17 protein-coding genes and 1 pseudogene are annotated in these 16622 nt (G+C 46.2%); all 18 read right to left on the bottom strand.

What is annotated here, in order from left to right; translation table 11 throughout:
• Positions 1-169: pseudogene (locus AB4249_RS07285) on the bottom strand (chemotaxis protein CheW); the annotation flags it as partial.
• Positions 156-938 (bottom strand): ParA family protein, encoded by a 783-nt coding sequence (locus tag AB4249_RS07280; RefSeq protein ID WP_017071206.1) that lies wholly within the window; start codon positions 936-938, stop codon positions 156-158. The gene AB4249_RS07280 and the pseudogene AB4249_RS07285, both read right to left, overlap by 14 nt.
• Positions 939-948: 10 nt before the next feature.
• Positions 949-2073: a chemotaxis response regulator protein-glutamate methylesterase gene (locus AB4249_RS07275; RefSeq protein ID WP_017060664.1), complete on the bottom strand. Its 1125-nt coding sequence runs from the start codon at positions 2071-2073 to the stop codon at positions 949-951.
• A 13-nt stretch (positions 2074-2086) separates the two neighbouring features.
• The gene (locus tag AB4249_RS07270; protein ID WP_372102688.1) at positions 2087-4279 is read right to left on the bottom strand and encodes a chemotaxis protein CheA; all 2193 of its coding nucleotides are present in this window, start codon (positions 4277-4279) and stop codon (positions 2087-2089) included.
• Between the two features lie 9 nt (positions 4280-4288).
• Complete coding sequence (locus tag AB4249_RS07265; RefSeq protein WP_017064113.1) at positions 4289-5020, bottom strand: protein phosphatase CheZ; 732 nt, start codon at positions 5018-5020, stop codon at positions 4289-4291.
• 105 nt (positions 5021-5125) lie between these two features.
• A complete protein-coding gene (gene cheY / locus AB4249_RS07260; RefSeq protein WP_016767062.1) occupies positions 5126-5494 on the bottom strand; it encodes a chemotaxis response regulator CheY in 369 nt (122 codons plus the stop codon).
• Positions 5495-5536: 42 nt separating this feature from the next.
• Entirely contained in the window at positions 5537-6271 is a 735-nt protein-coding gene (locus AB4249_RS07255; protein ID WP_017060667.1) for an RNA polymerase sigma factor FliA, read from the bottom strand.
• Positions 6264-7151, bottom strand: coding sequence for a MinD/ParA family protein (locus AB4249_RS07250; protein WP_017060668.1), 888 nt, complete (start codon positions 7149-7151; stop codon positions 6264-6266). Before AB4249_RS07250 ends, AB4249_RS07255 begins: the two co-directional genes overlap by 8 nt.
• A gap of 13 nt (positions 7152-7164) precedes the next feature.
• On the bottom strand, positions 7165-8727 hold the full coding sequence (gene flhF / locus AB4249_RS07245) for a flagellar biosynthesis protein FlhF (RefSeq protein ID WP_029235190.1): 1563 nt from the start codon (positions 8725-8727) through the stop codon (positions 7165-7167).
• Between the two features lie 27 nt (positions 8728-8754).
• Positions 8755-10854 carry a flagellar biosynthesis protein FlhA gene (flhA, locus tag AB4249_RS07240; RefSeq protein ID WP_372102686.1) on the bottom strand — a complete coding sequence of 700 codons (2100 nt, stop codon included), beginning with the start codon at positions 10852-10854 and terminating at the stop codon, positions 8755-8757.
• Between the two features lie 212 nt (positions 10855-11066).
• Entirely contained in the window at positions 11067-12197 is a 1131-nt protein-coding gene (flhB, locus tag AB4249_RS07235) for a flagellar biosynthesis protein FlhB (RefSeq protein ID WP_004736213.1), read from the bottom strand.
• A 9-nt stretch (positions 12198-12206) separates the two neighbouring features.
• Positions 12207-12989: a flagellar biosynthetic protein FliR gene (fliR, locus tag AB4249_RS07230; protein WP_004736212.1), complete on the bottom strand. Its 783-nt coding sequence runs from the start codon at positions 12987-12989 to the stop codon at positions 12207-12209.
• A gap of 6 nt (positions 12990-12995) precedes the next feature.
• Positions 12996-13265 carry a flagellar biosynthesis protein FliQ gene (fliQ, locus tag AB4249_RS07225; protein ID WP_004736211.1) on the bottom strand — a complete coding sequence of 90 codons (270 nt, stop codon included), beginning with the start codon at positions 13263-13265 and terminating at the stop codon, positions 12996-12998.
• Positions 13266-13276: 11 nt separating this feature from the next.
• Complete coding sequence (gene fliP, locus AB4249_RS07220; protein WP_372102683.1) at positions 13277-14206, bottom strand: flagellar type III secretion system pore protein FliP; 930 nt, start codon at positions 14204-14206, stop codon at positions 13277-13279.
• The gene (gene fliO / locus AB4249_RS07215) at positions 14193-14633 is read right to left on the bottom strand and encodes a flagellar biosynthetic protein FliO (protein WP_017060675.1); all 441 of its coding nucleotides are present in this window, start codon (positions 14631-14633) and stop codon (positions 14193-14195) included. The genes fliP and fliO overlap by 14 nt, the downstream gene beginning before the upstream one ends.
• Positions 14633-15043, bottom strand: a complete 411-nt coding sequence (fliN, locus tag AB4249_RS07210; RefSeq protein WP_004739851.1) for a flagellar motor switch protein FliN — start codon at positions 15041-15043, stop codon at positions 14633-14635. The genes fliO and fliN overlap by 1 nt, the downstream gene beginning before the upstream one ends.
• Positions 15044-15072: 29 nt before the next feature.
• Positions 15073-16119: a flagellar motor switch protein FliM gene (fliM, locus tag AB4249_RS07205; protein WP_017060676.1), complete on the bottom strand. Its 1047-nt coding sequence runs from the start codon at positions 16117-16119 to the stop codon at positions 15073-15075.
• 7 nt (positions 16120-16126) lie between these two features.
• Entirely contained in the window at positions 16127-16615 is a 489-nt protein-coding gene (fliL, locus tag AB4249_RS07200) for a flagellar basal body-associated protein FliL (RefSeq protein ID WP_107899306.1), read from the bottom strand.
• Positions 16616-16622 lie beyond the last annotated feature (7 nt).

Here is a 16622-nt window from a genome sequence, read left to right as displayed (position 1 = left end):
CTGGCTCTGGCTCTGGCTCTTCAGATTGTGATTCGTCGCTCGACTCGTCAACAAAAAAATCGTCAGATTCAAAGCTTTCATCGCCTAATAACGCAGTAAAGTAATCATCCAGTGCTTGTTCACTAGAGAGACTTGGCTGCGCCATTGTTGATTCTTTATTCGCGCTCATTTATCGCCAACCTTTCGAGATAAATAAGCAACTGTTTATAAGCAAATACACCACGGCTACCCGATGCAAAATGAGAGGCTGGCAAGCGTTTTAGGCTCGCGTCTCGAAACTTGGTATCAATCGGCACAGCAGACGTCCAAACTTGGTTTGGGTAATCATCTTTGAGCTGCGTTAATGTTTGCAGTGAGGCTTTGGTTCGCTTGTCGTACATCGTCGGGACAATCGTAACCTTAAACGGTGTTTTGCGAGACTTCTGCATGATGGTCAAAGTGCGAATCATGCGCTCTAAGCCCTTCATCGCCAAAAACTCAGTCTGTACCGGAATCAATATACGATCGCTAGCAGCCAATGCATTGACCATCATCACACCCAGAATTGGCGGGCAATCGATCAATACATAGTCATAGTCGTCTTTCAAAGCGGCTAAAGCACGCTTCAAGATCAACCCCATGCCGCTTCGATTTCCCATTACACGGTCTAATGTCGCCAAAGACATGTGCGCAGGGATAATATCGATACCTTCGACTTCTGTTTGTAAAAGCAAAGGTCTTACCGTCTGCACGTTAAACTCACGCAACTGGAACAGATCAAACAGGCTCGATTCCACCGTATCTGAATCGTAACCCAGATAGGTGGTCAGTGATGCATGTGGGTCAGTATCAACCAACAGAACACGGTGCCCCTTCAACGCAAGTAAACCTGCTAGAGTCACGGTCGTGGTCGTTTTACCAACACCACCTTTTTGGTTTGCAACACTCCAAACAATCATTTCGATTTACCTAAGCTAACCCAACTTCAACCAAGATCCTTTCCGCGATACGGTCTAGAGGGAGGTCTTCAGTAGAAATGCCAGCTTTTGCTACAGCTTGAGGCATACCATATACAACACAGCTATCTTCGTCTTGTGCCCAAATTGTCGAGCCCGCAGTTTTCAACATACGCGAACCTTCTCGACCATCTGCGCCCATACCAGTCAGGATCATAGACAACACTTTGTCGCCGTAGATCTTCGCTGCAGAGCCGAATGTGACATCCACACAAGGCTTGTAGTTCATGCGGTCGCCGCCATCGATAATTCTTAGACGTGCAGACCCTGCGCGGCCATCCACCATCATCTGTTTACCACCCGGAGCAAGATACGCCACGCCAGGTTTTAACACATCACCGTCTTGCGCTTCGCGAACTTCAATCTTACACAAGGTGTTCAATCGGCTCGCAAAAGCAGCGGTAAAAGTTGCTGGCATATGCTGAACTAACACAATTGGGTGTGGATAGTTAGCAGGGATGCGAGTCAAAATCTTCTGTAGAGCAACAGGGCCGCCAGTCGACGTACCAATTGCTGTTAATTGATACTTCTTACCTGACGCTCTGAATTTCGCCGTTGATGCAACCGCAGGCTTCGCTGTCGAAGTCGAAGCTGCTGTTGAAATCGGTTGGCGCAATGGCGTAGATGTTGCAGTCGTCGCAGTCGCTCTCGGCGCAATAGGAGCACGGCGCATAAACGCACGCTTCGCTGCAATCTGAATCACACGCTGTTGAAGCAATGCAACTGCATCGTCGCGGTTACGTGCAATGTCTTCAAACTTCTTAGGAAGGAAGTCGAGAGCACCTGCATCTAACGCATCTAACGTTGCTCTCGCTCCATCATGCGTTAACGATGAAAACATCAAAATAGGCGTTGGAGACGCGGCCATGATTTCACGAACGGCAGTGATACCGTCCATGACAGGCATTTCAATATCCATCGTGATTACGTCAGGTCTTAGCTGTTTCGCTTTTTCAACGGCTTCTTTACCGTTTACTGCTACATCAATGACTTCTAGGCGAGCCTCTGAGTTGATGATCTCGCTAACGCGACGACGAAAGAAACTCGAATCATCAACGACTAATACTTTAATCGCCATATTTATCCTTAAATTAAATTCTTGACGCAGCTGCGTACTGCTTCAACAAGTCCGGCACATCTAGAATCAATGCAATGTGTCCGTCACTTGTAATTGTCGCACCTGCCATTCCTGGCGTGCCTTGCAGAAGCTTATCAAGCGGCTTGATCACGACTTCTTCTTGACCGATAAGCGTATCGACAACAAAACCAACACGTTGGCTACCAAGTTGTACGATAACAACATGGCCGTGCCCTTTACGCAGCTCAACAATACCCGCTTTAGGAGCAAGCCAGTTTTGCAAGTAGAACAACGGAATAGACTTATCGCGAACGATAATCGTCAGCTGGCCATCAACCACGTTTGTGCGGCTTAAATCTAGGTGGAAGATCTCGTTTACAGAAGCCAATGGCAATGCAAATGGATGACCGGCAACACCGACCATCAAGGTTGGTAGAATCGCTAGGGTTAGTGGAACCTTGATGGTGATCTTGGTGCCCTGTCCCATTTCTGAATCAATATCAATAGAGCCGTTCAGTGTGTTGATCGCTGTTTTCACAACGTCCATGCCCACACCACGACCAGAGATATCCGAGATCTGCTCTTTGCTTGAGAAGCCAGGAGCAAAAATCAGGTTGAAACACTCTTTATTTGATAAGCGAGACGCTGCATCTTCATCCATCAGGCCACGTTTAACCGCGATAGCACGAAGCTTATCAGGGTCCATACCGCCACCGTCATCAACGATAGCCAGTTCAATGTGGTCACCTTCTTGAGAGGCAGACAGAATCACTTTACCCGTTTGTGATTTACCCGCAGCAACACGGTCGCTTGGCATTTCAATACCATGGTCGACCGAGTTTCTCACCAAGTGAATCAGGGGATCAGCAAGTGCTTCTACTAAGTTTTTATCAAGGTCCGTTTCTTCGCCACGCATTTCAAGAACGATGTCTTTCTTCAAGCTACGAGCAAGGTCACGGACAACTCTTGGGAAGCGACCAAATACTTTCTTGATCGGCTGCATACGAGTCTTCATTACTGCACCTTGTAGGTCTGCAGTAACAACATCTAAGTTAGAGACAGCTTTCGACATTTCTTCGTCGTTGCTGTTGAGGCCTAGGCTGACAAGTCGGTTACGCACCAATACCAGTTCACCTACCATGTTCATGATGGTGTCTAGTGTTGATGTATCAACGCGAACTGTTGCTTCAGCTTGCTGCTTCTTGGCCGGCGCTTTAACTTCAGCTTTTGCTGGAGCGCTCGGTTTTGACTCAGCTTTAACGGCAACTGGCGCGGCAGGTTTAGGCGCAGCTTGAGGTGCTACTGCCTTAACTTCTGCAGGCTTAGTCGCTGCATCCAATTCTTCAATCGAAGGTCCATTACCTGAGCCATGTAGTTGGTCAAGTAACTTCTCGAACTCTTCGTCAGTCATCAGATCATCGCCTTCAGACATTGCTGAAACAGGTGCTGCTGGAGGCGCTGGCGGAGGAGGAGGCGTTGAACTTGCCGCAGTCGGGCTGTTACCCGCGCCGTGCAGTTCATCTAATAACTTTTCGAATTCGTCATCAGTAATATCACCACTCTCAGCAACTGGCTGAGGAGCAACAGGTGCTGGCGGCGGTGTTGGTGCAGAAGCCGATGTTGGTGAACCACCTTTACCGTGAAGCTCATCAAGCAAGCGTTCAAACTCATCTTCAGAGATATCATCGACTGAAGATGCATTGATGTTTGAGCTTTCAGCAGTAGGTTCCGGAGCAATAACAGGTTCAGGCGCTGCAACAACAGGTTCAGGGATAATAGGTGCAGGCGCTTCTACTGGTGCCACTTCATCGGCGGACTGTGGTTTGCAGAGACGGTGAAGTTCATCCAATAAAGATTGGTCAGCTGGTACTAGAGGTTCCTGATCTTGCACGGCGCGAAACTGTACATTAACTGTATCTAGCGCCTGCAGCATGGTATCCATCAAACCTGATGTTACGCTGCGTTGGCCGTTTCGCAGAATGTCGAACACATTCTCAGCACCATGACAAGTATCCACCAGCTCAGTTAATGCTAGGAAACCAGCACCACCTTTTACTGTATGGAAACCACGGAAAATAGCATTTAATAGGTCTTTGTCGTCAGGGTTATTCTCAAGCTCTACCAGTTGTTCTGATAGGAGTTCAAGGATCTCTCCTGCTTCGACTAAAAAGTCCTGAAGAATATCTTCGTCTAAATCGTAGCTCATACGTTACCTTTAAAATCCAAGACTGGATAACAAATCGTCGACTTCATCTTGAGATGCGACAGCGTCTTCGCGCTCTTCTGGGTTCATAATTGGACCTTCAGGCGCAATCGATGCTTTCTTCTCTGACTCTGGAGTTGGCTCTTTTTGATTCGCACCGAATACCGTGAGAATCTCGACCAAACGTCCTTCCACCTCATTCACCAAGGTAATAACTTTGCTAATTATCTGCCCAGTTAAATCTTGGAAATCCTGAGCCATCAAGATTTCAGTCAATTGTCCGCGTAGTTCAGTACTGTCGCCTTCTACTTGGACAAGCAATCCATCAATGCGGTGACATAAAGCTTTAAATTGTGCCAGCTCAATGCGGCCATGCATCAGTTCATTCCATTGAGGCCTTACTTGAAGTAAACACTCGTGTAGGTTGTCTGCGATTGGCATACAGCGATCGACAGCGTCCATCGTCTTATTTGCCGCAACTTCCGTTTTATCAATGACATACTGAAGGCGATCCCTTGCATCAGGGATTTCGTCATTTGCGATAACGCTGATGCGTTCATCGAAATTGAATTGAGTCAAAGAGTCGTGGAGGTCGCGTGTCAGACTTCCTATTTCTTGAAGCATTGGATTGTCTTGAAGACTAAAGTTATCTTCATAAATGCTTCTCACAAGAGAATCAGCATTTTGCTGCTCATCGTTCTCAAGCAGCTCTACTAATTTTTTTGCTTGTTCTAATGAAATCATCCTGAATTCGGCCTTACTCCGCATACTTTGTGCGCTTAGGCTATCGAGATAAACAGATAACTTATCAGTCAGTGTTTACCTAGAAGTGCCTAAATTTATTGATGCTTATAAGCGATCAAAAATCTTATCAAGTTTCTCTTTCAGCGTTGCAGCAGTGAAAGGCTTCACAATGTAACCATTAACACCCGCTTGCGCAGCTTCGATGATCTGCTCACGCTTCGCTTCAGCTGTGATCATAAGCACTGGAAGGTGCTTAAGTTCTGCGTCTGCGCGAATGTGTTTAAGCAGGTCAATCCCTTGCATGCCTGGCATGTTCCAGTCAGTTACCACGAAATCAAATTCGCCTTTTTTCAGCATAGGTAACGCGGTCAAGCCATCATCTGCTTCTTGAGTGTTGTTGAAACCTAAATCGCGAAGTAGGTTTTTAACAATTCGGCGCATCGTTGAAAAATCATCAACAATGAGAATTTTCATGTTTTTGTTCAAATTAGCCTCCACTGAATAGGATCAGTGTTGTTAGTCGTTCTGTGTCCAAGCACTTAACTTAGTGCGTAAACGCTGCATAGATTGGCTCAGTATTTGGCTGACACGAGATTCGCTGACACCTAACACTTCCCCAATCTCTTTTAAATTGAGTTCTTCGTCGTAATAAAGCGAAAGCACAAGGCCTTCCCTTTCCGGAAGTTGTTTTATCGAATCGATCAAAGCTTGGCGGAATGACTCATCAGCAACCCCTTGAAAAGGCGTATTATCTTGAGAGTCTTCATTCGGAGATATTACATCATCTGAGACGCCTAAATCTTCAATTCCAACCAGTCTTGAGCAATTAATGTCAGTTAAAGCACTGTGATACTGCTCTAAACTGAGCCCCATGTGTTTTGCCACTTCGGCATCACTCGGGTCGCGGTTGAGGATACCCTCTAATTCCGCAATTGCACTGCTGATTTCTCGATTGTTCTTATGAACCGATCTCGGCACCCAGTCCCCACGGCGAATGTCATCCAACATTGCCCCGCGAATCCGAATACCAGCATACGTCTCAAAGCTTGCGCCTTTGGTACCATCATAGTTTTGTTGCGCTTCAATCAAGCCGATCATGCCAGCTTGAATTAAGTCATCAACCAATACATTAGGCGGTAATCGCCCCAACAAGTGATGAGCGATACGTTTAACCAACACAGAGTACTTCTCAAAAAAAGCCTGTTGGCTATTGTGATTAGCGTGTTGGTCGTAAGTAAGCGCTTTATTCACCAAATGGTTCCTCTATAAATTCAGTACGATTCAGCAGCCTTTCAACAAAGAACTCCAAGTGTCCGCTCGGTGTTTTTGGTATTGGCCAGGTCAAGGCTTTGTTAGCCAAAGAGCTGATTGCCAATGCAGCTGGAGAGCGAGGAAACGCATCGACTACGATTTTCTGTCTCTTGACTGATTGACGTACTTTATCATCTAAAGGAATACATGCTACGAGTTCGAGGCTCACATTCAAGAAGCGCTCTGTGACCAAAGTCAACTTTGCAAATAATTCTCGGCCTTCGCGGTAGCTTCTGACCATATTTGCAACAACTTTGAATCGCTGAACTTGGTGTTCTCTGCTTAAAAGCTTAATCAAAGCATATGCATCCGTGATCGAGGTAGGTTCATCACATACCACTACAACCACGTCTTGCGCCGCTCTTGAGAAGCTGATCACCATGTCCGAAATACCGGCTGCGGTATCAACCAACAAGATATCCATCTCGTCTTCAAGCGAACCGAATGCGCGAATCAAACCAGCATGCTGTGCGTGTGAAAGTTCAGTCATGCTTTGAGTGCCCGATGTCGCTGGAATAATTTTAATTCCGTGCGGCCCTTCGACAATCGCATCCTTAAGTTCACATTCGCCAGCCAACACATGCCCAAGGTTTCGTTTAGAACGAATACCTAGCATGATATCGACGTTCGCTAGTCCTAAATCGGCATCTAGCACCATGACTTTTTTGCCTTGGCGCGCCATGCAAATAGCCATACCTAACGTCACATTAGATTTACCAACGCCTCCCTTACCACCGGTTACAGCGATAACTTTTGTGAGTGAAGGCTTGGTTAAGCGACGGAGGCCGCTAGCTTGGTCATGTATCATATTTTCATTCATATTTATCCGCCGCCTAGAGCCCTTCAGAATCGCTATTCCAGTAATGAGGTTCATTCTCTGTAGATTTTTCTAATAGCTCATTAGCCTTAGCAATCATGTACTTTGGCTGAGCTATAACGATATCTTCAGGAACTCGTTGACCATTTGCTATGTAAGCAACTGGTAATGCATTTTGTATTACGACACTGATGAATTCACCTAGACTTAGGGATTCATCCAGCTTAGTCATGATGCATCCCGACAACGGGATTCTTCTAAAGTGTTCAATTGTTTCTTGCAGCACTTTGCGTTGCGCGGTTGCAGGCAACACAAGGTAGCTATTGATAACGGAACCACTCTCTTGCATCAATGTGTCTAACTGCTCAGATAGGCGAACATCTCGTTGTCCCATGCCTGCAGTATCGACCAGAATCAGGCGACGATTACGTAACTGATATATTACATCGGCCAGTTCGCTAGAATCTTTAGCAACTCTTACAGGACAACCCATAATTCGGCCGTAGATCGATAACTGCTCATGTGCACCTATACGATATGTGTCAGTTGTCACTAGTGCGACGTTATCAGCGCCATATTCCATGGCAGCACGTGCAGCTAGCTTTGCAACAGTCGTTGTTTTACCCACGCCGGTTGGGCCAAGTAGAGCCACAATACCGCCGCGTTTTAAAATATCTTTTTGTGTAACGGAGATTTGGTCAGCAACCAGAGCTAACAGAGCCTTCCATGCACGTGCAGGTTTAGTATCTTCAGGAATGTAGCAAGCCATTTGATCGGCAAGCTCTGCAGATACACCCATACGTTCAAGGCGCTTAATAAGCATGGCTCTCAGTGGTTCACGGCGCTCAACTTCTTGCCACATCAACCCAGAAACTTGATGCTCTAACAGACGACGAATTGAGGTCATCTCTTCGCGCATCGTTTCCATTTCAGTATCAGAACCTTTGGACTGAGTGTTCTCTCGACCACGATCATAACGGGTAGGATCCAAGCGAGGTGTCGGGCGCTCTACTCTGCGGTCTTCAGCAATCAACTTAGACAAACCCGTTTCACGAGCAAATGCAGAATCAAGATTTCCGTGAGACTGTTGGTTACCGTGAGACTGCTGATGGCCATGAGACTGCAAATTGCTTTGAGTCTGATGACTATGAGGCTTATGGCCCGTGCTTGATTGGCGATTGAGCAATGCTGACAATGAATCTTCATTTTCTGCACGATGCTGTGGCTCATCATCGGCGCCATGACTGTATTGCTTAAGCATATTCGCAAAGCGCTTAGTCATTGAGCGTCCACCTTCAACATTCGACTGTAGGCTAACCTTGTCATCGTCTAGTTGACGTCGCCCAGCAGGAGCTGCGGGCGCGGCCATTTGCGTATATTGGCTTTGTGCAGGCTGCTGAGGTTTATTTAATCTCTGGCTCGCTGTCGACGGGCTGGATTCGCCATCAATAGCGGCAACAATTTCCACGCCACCTGCGACCTTTTTGTTAGACATGATCACCGCTTCTGAACCAAGTTCTTCTTTAACTTGGAGCAGAGCCGTTCGCATATCTTTTGCAAAAAATCGTTTAATTTTCAATTCGATTGTCCGTTCTAATTAGGCGGCTTAATTACCAACAGCTTGTACTATACGTATCTGCTTTTCGTCCGGTATTTCTTGGTAAGACAAGACTCGCAAGCTTGGGATCGTGTTCTTCACGAACTTAGCCAGAGTCGAACGCAACACGCCAGAGGTCAATAGTACCGCGGGCTCACCTTTCAGCTCTTGCTCTTGTGTAGCGTGGCTGAGAGAGGTCTGTAAACGTTCGGCTAAACCAGGTTCAATACCAGCAGATTCTCCGCCGGATGCCTGCATGGTTTGATGCAAGATTTGTTCCAGCTCAGGAATCAAGGTTATCACTGGTAACTCGGGCTCTATACCATTGATTTCCTGAACAATTAATCGCTTCAATGAGATGCGAACCGCCGCAGTAAGTATGTCAGGTTCTTGACTCTTACCTGAATACTCCGACAAAGTTTGGACTATGGTTCGAATGTCACGAATTGGAATAGCTTCATTCAGCAGGTTCTGTAGCACTTTCACAACCACACCCAACTGCAATTGATCCGGTACAAAACCTTCCACCAGCTTAGGTGTTGAGCGGCTGAGCATCTCAAGTAAGTTCTGAACTTCTTCGTGGCCAATGAGCTGCGATGCGTTGTTGGTTAGCAGTTGGCTAAGGTGTGTCGCCAGTACTGTAGAAGAATCTACAACGGTATAACCTAGAGCTTGTGCGTGTTCACGCTGCTCTTCACGAATCCAAACCGCTTCAAGGCCAAAGGCAGGGTCAATCGTCGGCTCGCCATCGATCATGCCATAGACTTGGCCCGGGTTAATCGCGAGCTCCATGTCTGGCTTAATCTCAGCTTCACCCACAGCAACACCCATCAGGGTAATACGGTAGCTGTTTGGTGTCAGTTCTAGGTTATCGCGAATGTGTACCGCTGGGATCAAGAAACCAAAGTCTTGAGACAGCTTTTTACGCACACCTTTAACGCGTTCAAGCAATTCACCACCTTGGTCTCTATCAACCAAAGGAATTAAACGGTAACCCACTTCTAAACCAATAATATCGACAGGTTGAACATCATCCCAAGAGAGCTCCTTCTGAGAGCCTACTTCTCCATTCGCTTCAACTGTCGCCGGAAGGTTAGGCTCTTCCGCCTTCTTCTTGTTCTTTTTATCGATGTAATACGCCCCCGCGCCTGCAACGATGGCAAGGCTCAAGAACGAGAAATGTGGCATACCCGGAACAATACCCATGATGCCAAGGATGGCGGCGGTGATCATCAAGGCTTTTGGATTGTCGAACATCTGGAAGACAAGTTGCTCACCCATATCTTCATCAGTATTTTGGCGCGTTACCATCATCGCAGCTGCAATAGACAGTAATAGAGATGGAATTTGTGCAACCAGACCATCACCGATAGTCAGTAGCGTGTAGATTTCGATTGCTTCACCAAAACCAAGATCAAACTGAGCCATACCAATGCTCAAGCCACCAATGATGTTGATGAATAAGATTAAGATACCAGCGATCGCATCGCCTTTAACAAACTTAGAAGCACCGTCCATCGAACCGTAGAAGTCAGCTTCTTTGGTGACTTCAAAACGTCTCAGACGCGCTTGGTCTTGGTCGATCAAACCTGCGTTCAAGTCGGCATCGATTGCCATCTGTTTACCCGGTAAGGCGTCTAACGTGAAACGCGCGCTTACTTCCGAGATACGACCCGCACCTTTGGTTACAACCATGAAGTTGATGATCATAAGAATCAAGAACACCACTAAACCAACCGCGTAGTTACCACCGATAACCACGTTACCGAAGGCTTCAATCACGTTACCTGCCGCGTCGCCACCTTCGTGACCATGGAGCAATACCACACGTGTCGAAGCAACGTTCAAGGCCAATCGAAGTAGAGTCGCAATCAGCAGGACGGTCGGGAATGCAGCGAAATCTAAAGGCCTGCGGGTATAAACCGATACCAATAGCACAACCATAGACAGTGCAATGTTGAAGGTGAAGAACATATCCAACAAGAAAGCTGGAATGGGCAACACCACCATAGCAAGCGTTGCAAGCACCATAACAGGCGCGCCAATCGCAGGCATGGCACGGTTAGGAATTTTAGGTAGCTTGTCCGCAAAAGGCAGGGTGAATTTCATAAATCTAGGCAGTTTCGCTATGTTGTAGCTATCTCACTAAGCAGATTGAGGCCTAGGTCTAAGCTATGTTGCTATGGGCTAATATGTTCGGAATTGATATAGCAAACACTGTACCAACATCTCACGTCAAATTATCGCCATCACCTCGGAAACAAGAGGGGTAGCTAAGTTGCTATTATCAGGGTTCATCAAGCTGAGCTCAAGCAATTGATCTAATGTCGTAAATCAGGTGGGATCGGCATATTAGAATCTTGCAGTTTTGGCCTCTCTCCACCTTTTTTTCGGTATTGCTTAAGCTGGAAAACATATGCAAGCACTTGTGCAACTGCCGCAAACAGACCGTCAGGAATTTGTTGTTCGAGCTCTGTGGTGTGATAAAGCGCCCTAGCCAATGGCGGTGCTGGGATAATATAGATGTCATTTTCTCGCGCGATTTCACGGATTTTCATCGCCATGTGATCGACACCTTTAGCAACTACAATTGGTGCCTTATCTTGATTCTGCTTATAGCGCAGCGCCACTGAAAAGTGCTCAGGGTTAGTCACAATCACATCCGCTTGAGGAACGTCAGCCATCATTCGACGTTGAGCGGCTTCTCGTTGCAGCATACGAATACGACCTTTCACTTCGGGCTTACCCTCAGTGTCTTTGAATTCGTCTTTAACTTCTTGCTTGGTCATCTTCAGCTGATCGGCGTGTTGCCAAATCTGGAATGGGATATCAATGGCGACCACGATGAGTAGAGAACAACTGATCAATAGGATAAAGTTGAGCAAAATATCTAAGGCATGGAATATATTCTGTGGGTACACATCCATACTCAACTGCATCAAGTCATGTTGAGAAGCTTGAATCAGATAAATGGCCATGCCCGATACCAAAGCCACTTTCAAGATAGATTTCAGCAGTTCAACCCAGCTTTGTAAGCCAAACATACGCTTGATACCACTCAAAGGATTGAGTTTAGATGCCTTTGGCATAGCGGCTTGCATTGAGAAATTGACCCCACCAACACCCGCAGCGCCAATCACAGCAGCAACGAACAAAGTGATGAGAATCAAAAACAGTGGGAACAATAGGTTTACTAATGCTCCACCCGCTATTTCCAGTAGCTTGTTAGTATCAAAAATCTCGTCACGACTGAGTGAAAACAGGCGTTGCATGGCCTCAAACAAAGCCTTCGCCATCGATTCGCCAAACCACATTAAAGAAATCGCACCGACTATCAATACCGATGCTGACGCCAGCTCTTTTGACCTTGCAACCTGCCCTTTCTCTTTGGCCTGTTGCAAGCGTTTGGGCGTGGCGTCTTCTGTGCGTTCTTGACCGTCTGACTCTGCCATTTCAGTCTCCTAGCAATCTAACCGGATTAGACGACATATCTGTTGCTCGCCTTGTATCCAAAATAGCTCATAGTGGCTAAACAAGCCGCCAAGGATGTACCAACAAAGTAACAGACCCACGAGTAGCGCAAATGCAAAACCCAAAGAAAATATGTTTAGCTGAGGTGCCGCACGTGTCATTACGCCAAATGAAAGGTTAATCGTCAGCAGCGCAATAATACCCGATAACGACATCGCTAATGCTGTTTTGAACATGATGCCAAGCCACAATGCCAGCTCTCTGAAATCGACGGCGGTTAAAGACCCACTGCCAATCGGCAAAGTTTTAAAGCTGAACACTACCAGTTGCAACATTTTCAAGTGACCATCGGTCGCCAAGAAAAACATGGTCGCTAACAGCATGAACAGTTGGCCAAGTACTGGCGTATTTTGACCATTCGCAGGGTCAACCATAGAGGCAAAACCCAAGCTCGATTGCATACCTAAAATCTGACCGAGCATAACAAAAGTTTGAATCAAAAACTGAGTAACAAACCCCATGGCGACACCAATCACGATTTGTTCAAATACAGTCAAGAATCCTTGGAAGGACAGCAGCTCAATCTCTTTAGGAACAGCAGGGATTGCGGGCATCACAGCAAAGGTGATCGCCAAACCTAAATACAGACGGATACGCGGCGACACAAAGCGTGCCCCTGTTACCGTCATTACCATCAGCATGGCTGAGATGCGAGTGTATGGCCAAAAATAATTGGCTAACCACTCTAGTACAAGGCTCGTTGGGTATTCCATATAGGTTTAATACAGAACTTGCGGTAAGCGTTCGATGAGTTCGAAAAAAAACTCCATCATCATCTGAGTCATCCAGTGAGCAAACATCATCAACGCCAATAACGTCACGATCAAACGCGGTAGGAAACTCAATGTTTGTTCGTTGATAGACGTCGCAGCTTGGAAAACCGCTACGACTAAACCAATTAATAGGCTAGGAATAATAATGGCACATACCATTATCAGTACCATCCAAAGGGCATCTCGGAACAACTCTACGAATATTTCAGGATTCATTATTCCCCCAGCTACAAGGCAAAACTGCCGGCGAGTGTGGAGAGTATCAAGTTCCAGCCATCAACCAGAACAAACAGCATCAACTTAAACGGCAGCGATACAATCATCGGTGACAACATCATCATACCCATAGCCATCAATACCGATGCCACCACCAAGTCGATGATTAAGAACGGCAAAAACAGCATAAAGCCGATTTGGAAAGCCGTTTTTAATTCCGATGTGATAAATGCTGGAATCAGAACCGCCATCGAAACATCTTCAGGGTTAGTCACTTCCGCACCAGAAATCTCAACAAAGGTTTCAAGATCTTTGATTCGAGTCTGTTTAAGCATGAAGGATTTAATCGGTTCTTGGGCAACATCAAATGCCTGTCGTGCCGAGATCTGTTCATTAAGATATGGCTGAACTGCTTGTTCGTTCACTTGGTTAATCACTGGCGACATGATGAAGAAGGTCAAGAATATCGCAATACCAATAATGACTTGGTTAGACGGTGTTTGTTGTAGACCCATCGCCTGACGCAAGATAGACATCACTACCACAATACGAGTGAACGATGTCATCAAAATCACCATCGCCGGCAAGAAGCCAAGCATGGTCATTAACGCGAGAATTTGCAGGTTAATCGAGTAGTCTTCACCGCCATTGGCATTGGTTGTCATGGTAAAGGCTGGTATGCCGCCACCATTGCCAGTTAAGCTGCCCGTGGTCATGGTTGTCGATTTGGCTTGGTCTTGTTCCATCGTGCTGATAGTCACCGATTCCGAGCCAGCGGTATTCGCAGGAATGACGGTGCCGTCTTCAGCTTGTGCAAATACCGACACACTGAATACGATTGAGCATAGGAGAATAAGCTGAACCAACCACACTTTCACCGTTCGGAAAACTCCGGCTTGGTGAAAGTAAGAGGAGTTCAAAAGTCCGTTACTTGTTTGCATCTTTTTTTATTAGCTGGGAAAGCTGACTTGAAAATGTACTTTTTTCCAGCATCTCCTGAGTAAGAGGTTTATCAAGCTTAGAGATCAGCTGAATCGATTGTGTGGTAATCCCTACCAAGAACTGTTCATCACCCGCTTGCACAATAGCGATGCGCTCTTTAGTACCAACAGGGATTTGCCTAACAATCGCCAAACCTTGTTGATTCGACATCGCAGGTACTTGCATTCGCTTGAGTAGCCAAGCAATAAATAAAATGAAGGCTATAACGAAAATTAGCGACCCAAAGGTGGTCGCTAAATCGAGAGAAGGCGGTGTTGCTGCAAAGGCAATGGAAGGAGCCGTTAATAGCCCTACTCCCAAGATTCCTCGTAACAAACCTGTCATTCCGAGAAAAGAGCCCGCAAGTCTTTGAGACAAAAAGCTCATTAACGCAGCTTCTTAATTCGTTCTGTTTGGCTAATAACGTCAGTCAAACGAATACCAAACTTGTCGTTCACCACAACCACTTCACCATGAGCAATCAAGGTACCGTTTACCATCACATCCAGTGACTCACCAGCAATTCTATCTAGCTCAACAACCGAACCTTGGTTCAACTGAAGTAAATTACGGATACTGATCTGAGAGCGACCAACTTCCATCGAAATAGTCACTGGAATATCCATAATGGTATCCAGCTTACGACGCTCATCTTCAGAAATCGGAGATGATGAATCGGTTAGCTCATCAAGTGGTGCCGCAAGCACATCATCAACATCAATTGACGGCGCTGAAGGATCTTCACCAAGTGCTGCAGCCCATTCGTCTGCTAGCTTTTGATCTTCACTAGGTTCCATTACCAATTCCTATACTTTTATCTATTTTACTATTCGTCGTCATCATCACTGTTTTCGAGCTCAGACAATAAGTCTTTACCTAGAAAAGCGAGATCAGTTTTAACCACATGTGGTCTTTGAATTTTTTCCGAAATCTGTACTGCAAGCTTCTCACCAGAACGGCCCATTTTCACACGATAAGTCGGCAGTTCTTCGACAAACATGGTTGCGTGCTCAGGCATGTTCATTGGGATAACATCACCAGGGCGCAGCTCCATCAGATCACGAAGGGAAATATCTTGCTCTAGCAAATTCACGCGGAAATTGACGGGCACATCCATGATCTCATCACGCAGTGCGGTACTCCAACGAACATCGGTTTCCATCTTGTCTGATTGAACACCCGCATCCAGCAGTTCACGGATCGGCTCAACCATGGAGTAAGGCATGACAACGTGGAAGTCACCACCACCGCCATCCACTTCAATGTGGAACGAACTCACAACAATCACTTCGGTTGGGCTCACAATGTTCGCCATACTTGGGTTCACTTCGGAATCCAAGTATTCAAACTCAACCCCCATCACTGGCGACCAAGCTTCTTTGTAATCTTCAAAAACAATTTTCAGCAGTAACTGAATGATTCGTCTTTCAGTAGGCGTGAATTCACGACCTTCAATCTTGGCGTGGAAACGACCATCACCGCCAAAAAAGTTCTCTACGAGAATGAAAACCAGACGAGCTTCCATGGTGATGAGTGCCGTACCTTTCAATGGACGGAAACGAACCATGTTTAAACTGGTGGGTACATACAATGTGTTTTGGTACTCACCAAACTTCATCATCTGTACGCCGTTGATCGACACTTCAGCCGTTTTACGTAACATATTAAACAAGCTGATACGCATATGACGTGCGAAGCGCTCGTTAATAAGTTCAAGGGTCGGCATTCGACCACGGACGATTCGATCTTGAGATGAGAAGTCGAAATTGACCGCATTGTCATTTTCGGTTTCTAAGACATCTTCAACTTCTTCAACATCATCAACGCCATGTAACAGCGCATCAATTTCGTCTTGGCTTAATAAATCGGTCACAAATTACCTATTGAATTACGAAGTCAGTGAATAACACTTTTTCAATCACAGGCTGGCCAACAGCTTGAGCCAGGCTTGCTTTAATATCTTCTGTTGCCTTATTACGCAGTTCCACGCGGCCTGTTGGTGAGCGCAATTGATCAACCGTTGCCGAAGCGAACGTGGCCAGTAGCGTACTTTCTACAAGTGGAGAGTGGTAACGAGCCAGGTCTTCATTCTTACTGCCACGTACCATGAGCTGTGCTTTTATCTGAACTAGGCGATCTTTTTTATCCCCCGTCACATTAAACAAGAAAGGCTGAGGAATATTAACATACATGACAGGCTCTGCTGCGACCACTGCGGTGGCTGGCTGAGACTGAGATTCAGAGGCACTATCATCGGAGCCTAAGAAAAAGAACAGCGCACCACCTATGCCAAGCAGCAAAACGACTACCGCTATAATGATGATAAGGAGCTTGCTCTTCCCTTTAGGTGCATCTTGTTCTTCTGCCATACTTTAC

The sequence above is a fragment of the Vibrio sp. 10N.261.55.F4 genome, from assembly GCF_041470465.1.
Lineage (GTDB): Bacteria > Pseudomonadota > Gammaproteobacteria > Enterobacterales > Vibrionaceae > Vibrio > Vibrio crassostreae_C.
This window is presented reverse-complemented; position numbering and strand designations above follow the sequence as displayed.

Bases quoted from the DNA above. Each gene is read 5' to 3' on its own strand.
- AB4249_RS07280 (WP_017071206.1), bottom strand. From the start codon at position 938: ATGATTGTTTGGAGTGTTGCAAACCAAAAAGGTGGTGTTGGTAAAACG.
- AB4249_RS07275 (WP_017060664.1), bottom strand. From the start codon at position 2,073: ATGGCGATTAAAGTATTAGTCGTTGATGATTCGAGTTTCTTTCGTCGT.
- AB4249_RS07270 (WP_372102688.1), bottom strand. From the start codon at position 4,279: ATGAGCTACGATTTAGACGAAGATATTCTTCAGGACTTTTTAGTCGAA.
- AB4249_RS07265 (WP_017064113.1), bottom strand. From the start codon at position 5,020: ATGATTTCATTAGAACAAGCAAAAAAATTAGTAGAGCTGCTTGAGAAC.
- cheY (WP_016767062.1), bottom strand. From the start codon at position 5,494: ATGAAAATTCTCATTGTTGATGATTTTTCAACGATGCGCCGAATTGTT.
- AB4249_RS07250 (WP_017060668.1), bottom strand. From the start codon at position 7,151: ATGAATGAAAATATGATACATGACCAAGCTAGCGGCCTCCGTCGCTTA.
- flhA (WP_372102686.1), bottom strand. From the start codon at position 10,854: ATGAAATTCACCCTGCCTTTTGCGGACAAGCTACCTAAAATTCCTAAC.
- flhB (WP_004736213.1), bottom strand. From the start codon at position 12,197: ATGGCAGAGTCAGACGGTCAAGAACGCACAGAAGACGCCACGCCCAAA.
- fliR (WP_004736212.1), bottom strand. From the start codon at position 12,989: ATGGAATACCCAACGAGCCTTGTACTAGAGTGGTTAGCCAATTATTTT.
- fliQ (WP_004736211.1), bottom strand. From the start codon at position 13,265: ATGAATCCTGAAATATTCGTAGAGTTGTTCCGAGATGCCCTTTGGATG.
- fliP (WP_372102683.1), bottom strand. From the start codon at position 14,206: ATGCAAACAAGTAACGGACTTTTGAACTCCTCTTACTTTCACCAAGCC.
- fliO (WP_017060675.1), bottom strand. From the start codon at position 14,633: ATGAGCTTTTTGTCTCAAAGACTTGCGGGCTCTTTTCTCGGAATGACA.
- fliN (WP_004739851.1), bottom strand. From the start codon at position 15,043: ATGGAACCTAGTGAAGATCAAAAGCTAGCAGACGAATGGGCTGCAGCA.
- fliL (WP_107899306.1), bottom strand. From the start codon at position 16,615: ATGGCAGAAGAACAAGATGCACCTAAAGGGAAGAGCAAGCTCCTTATC.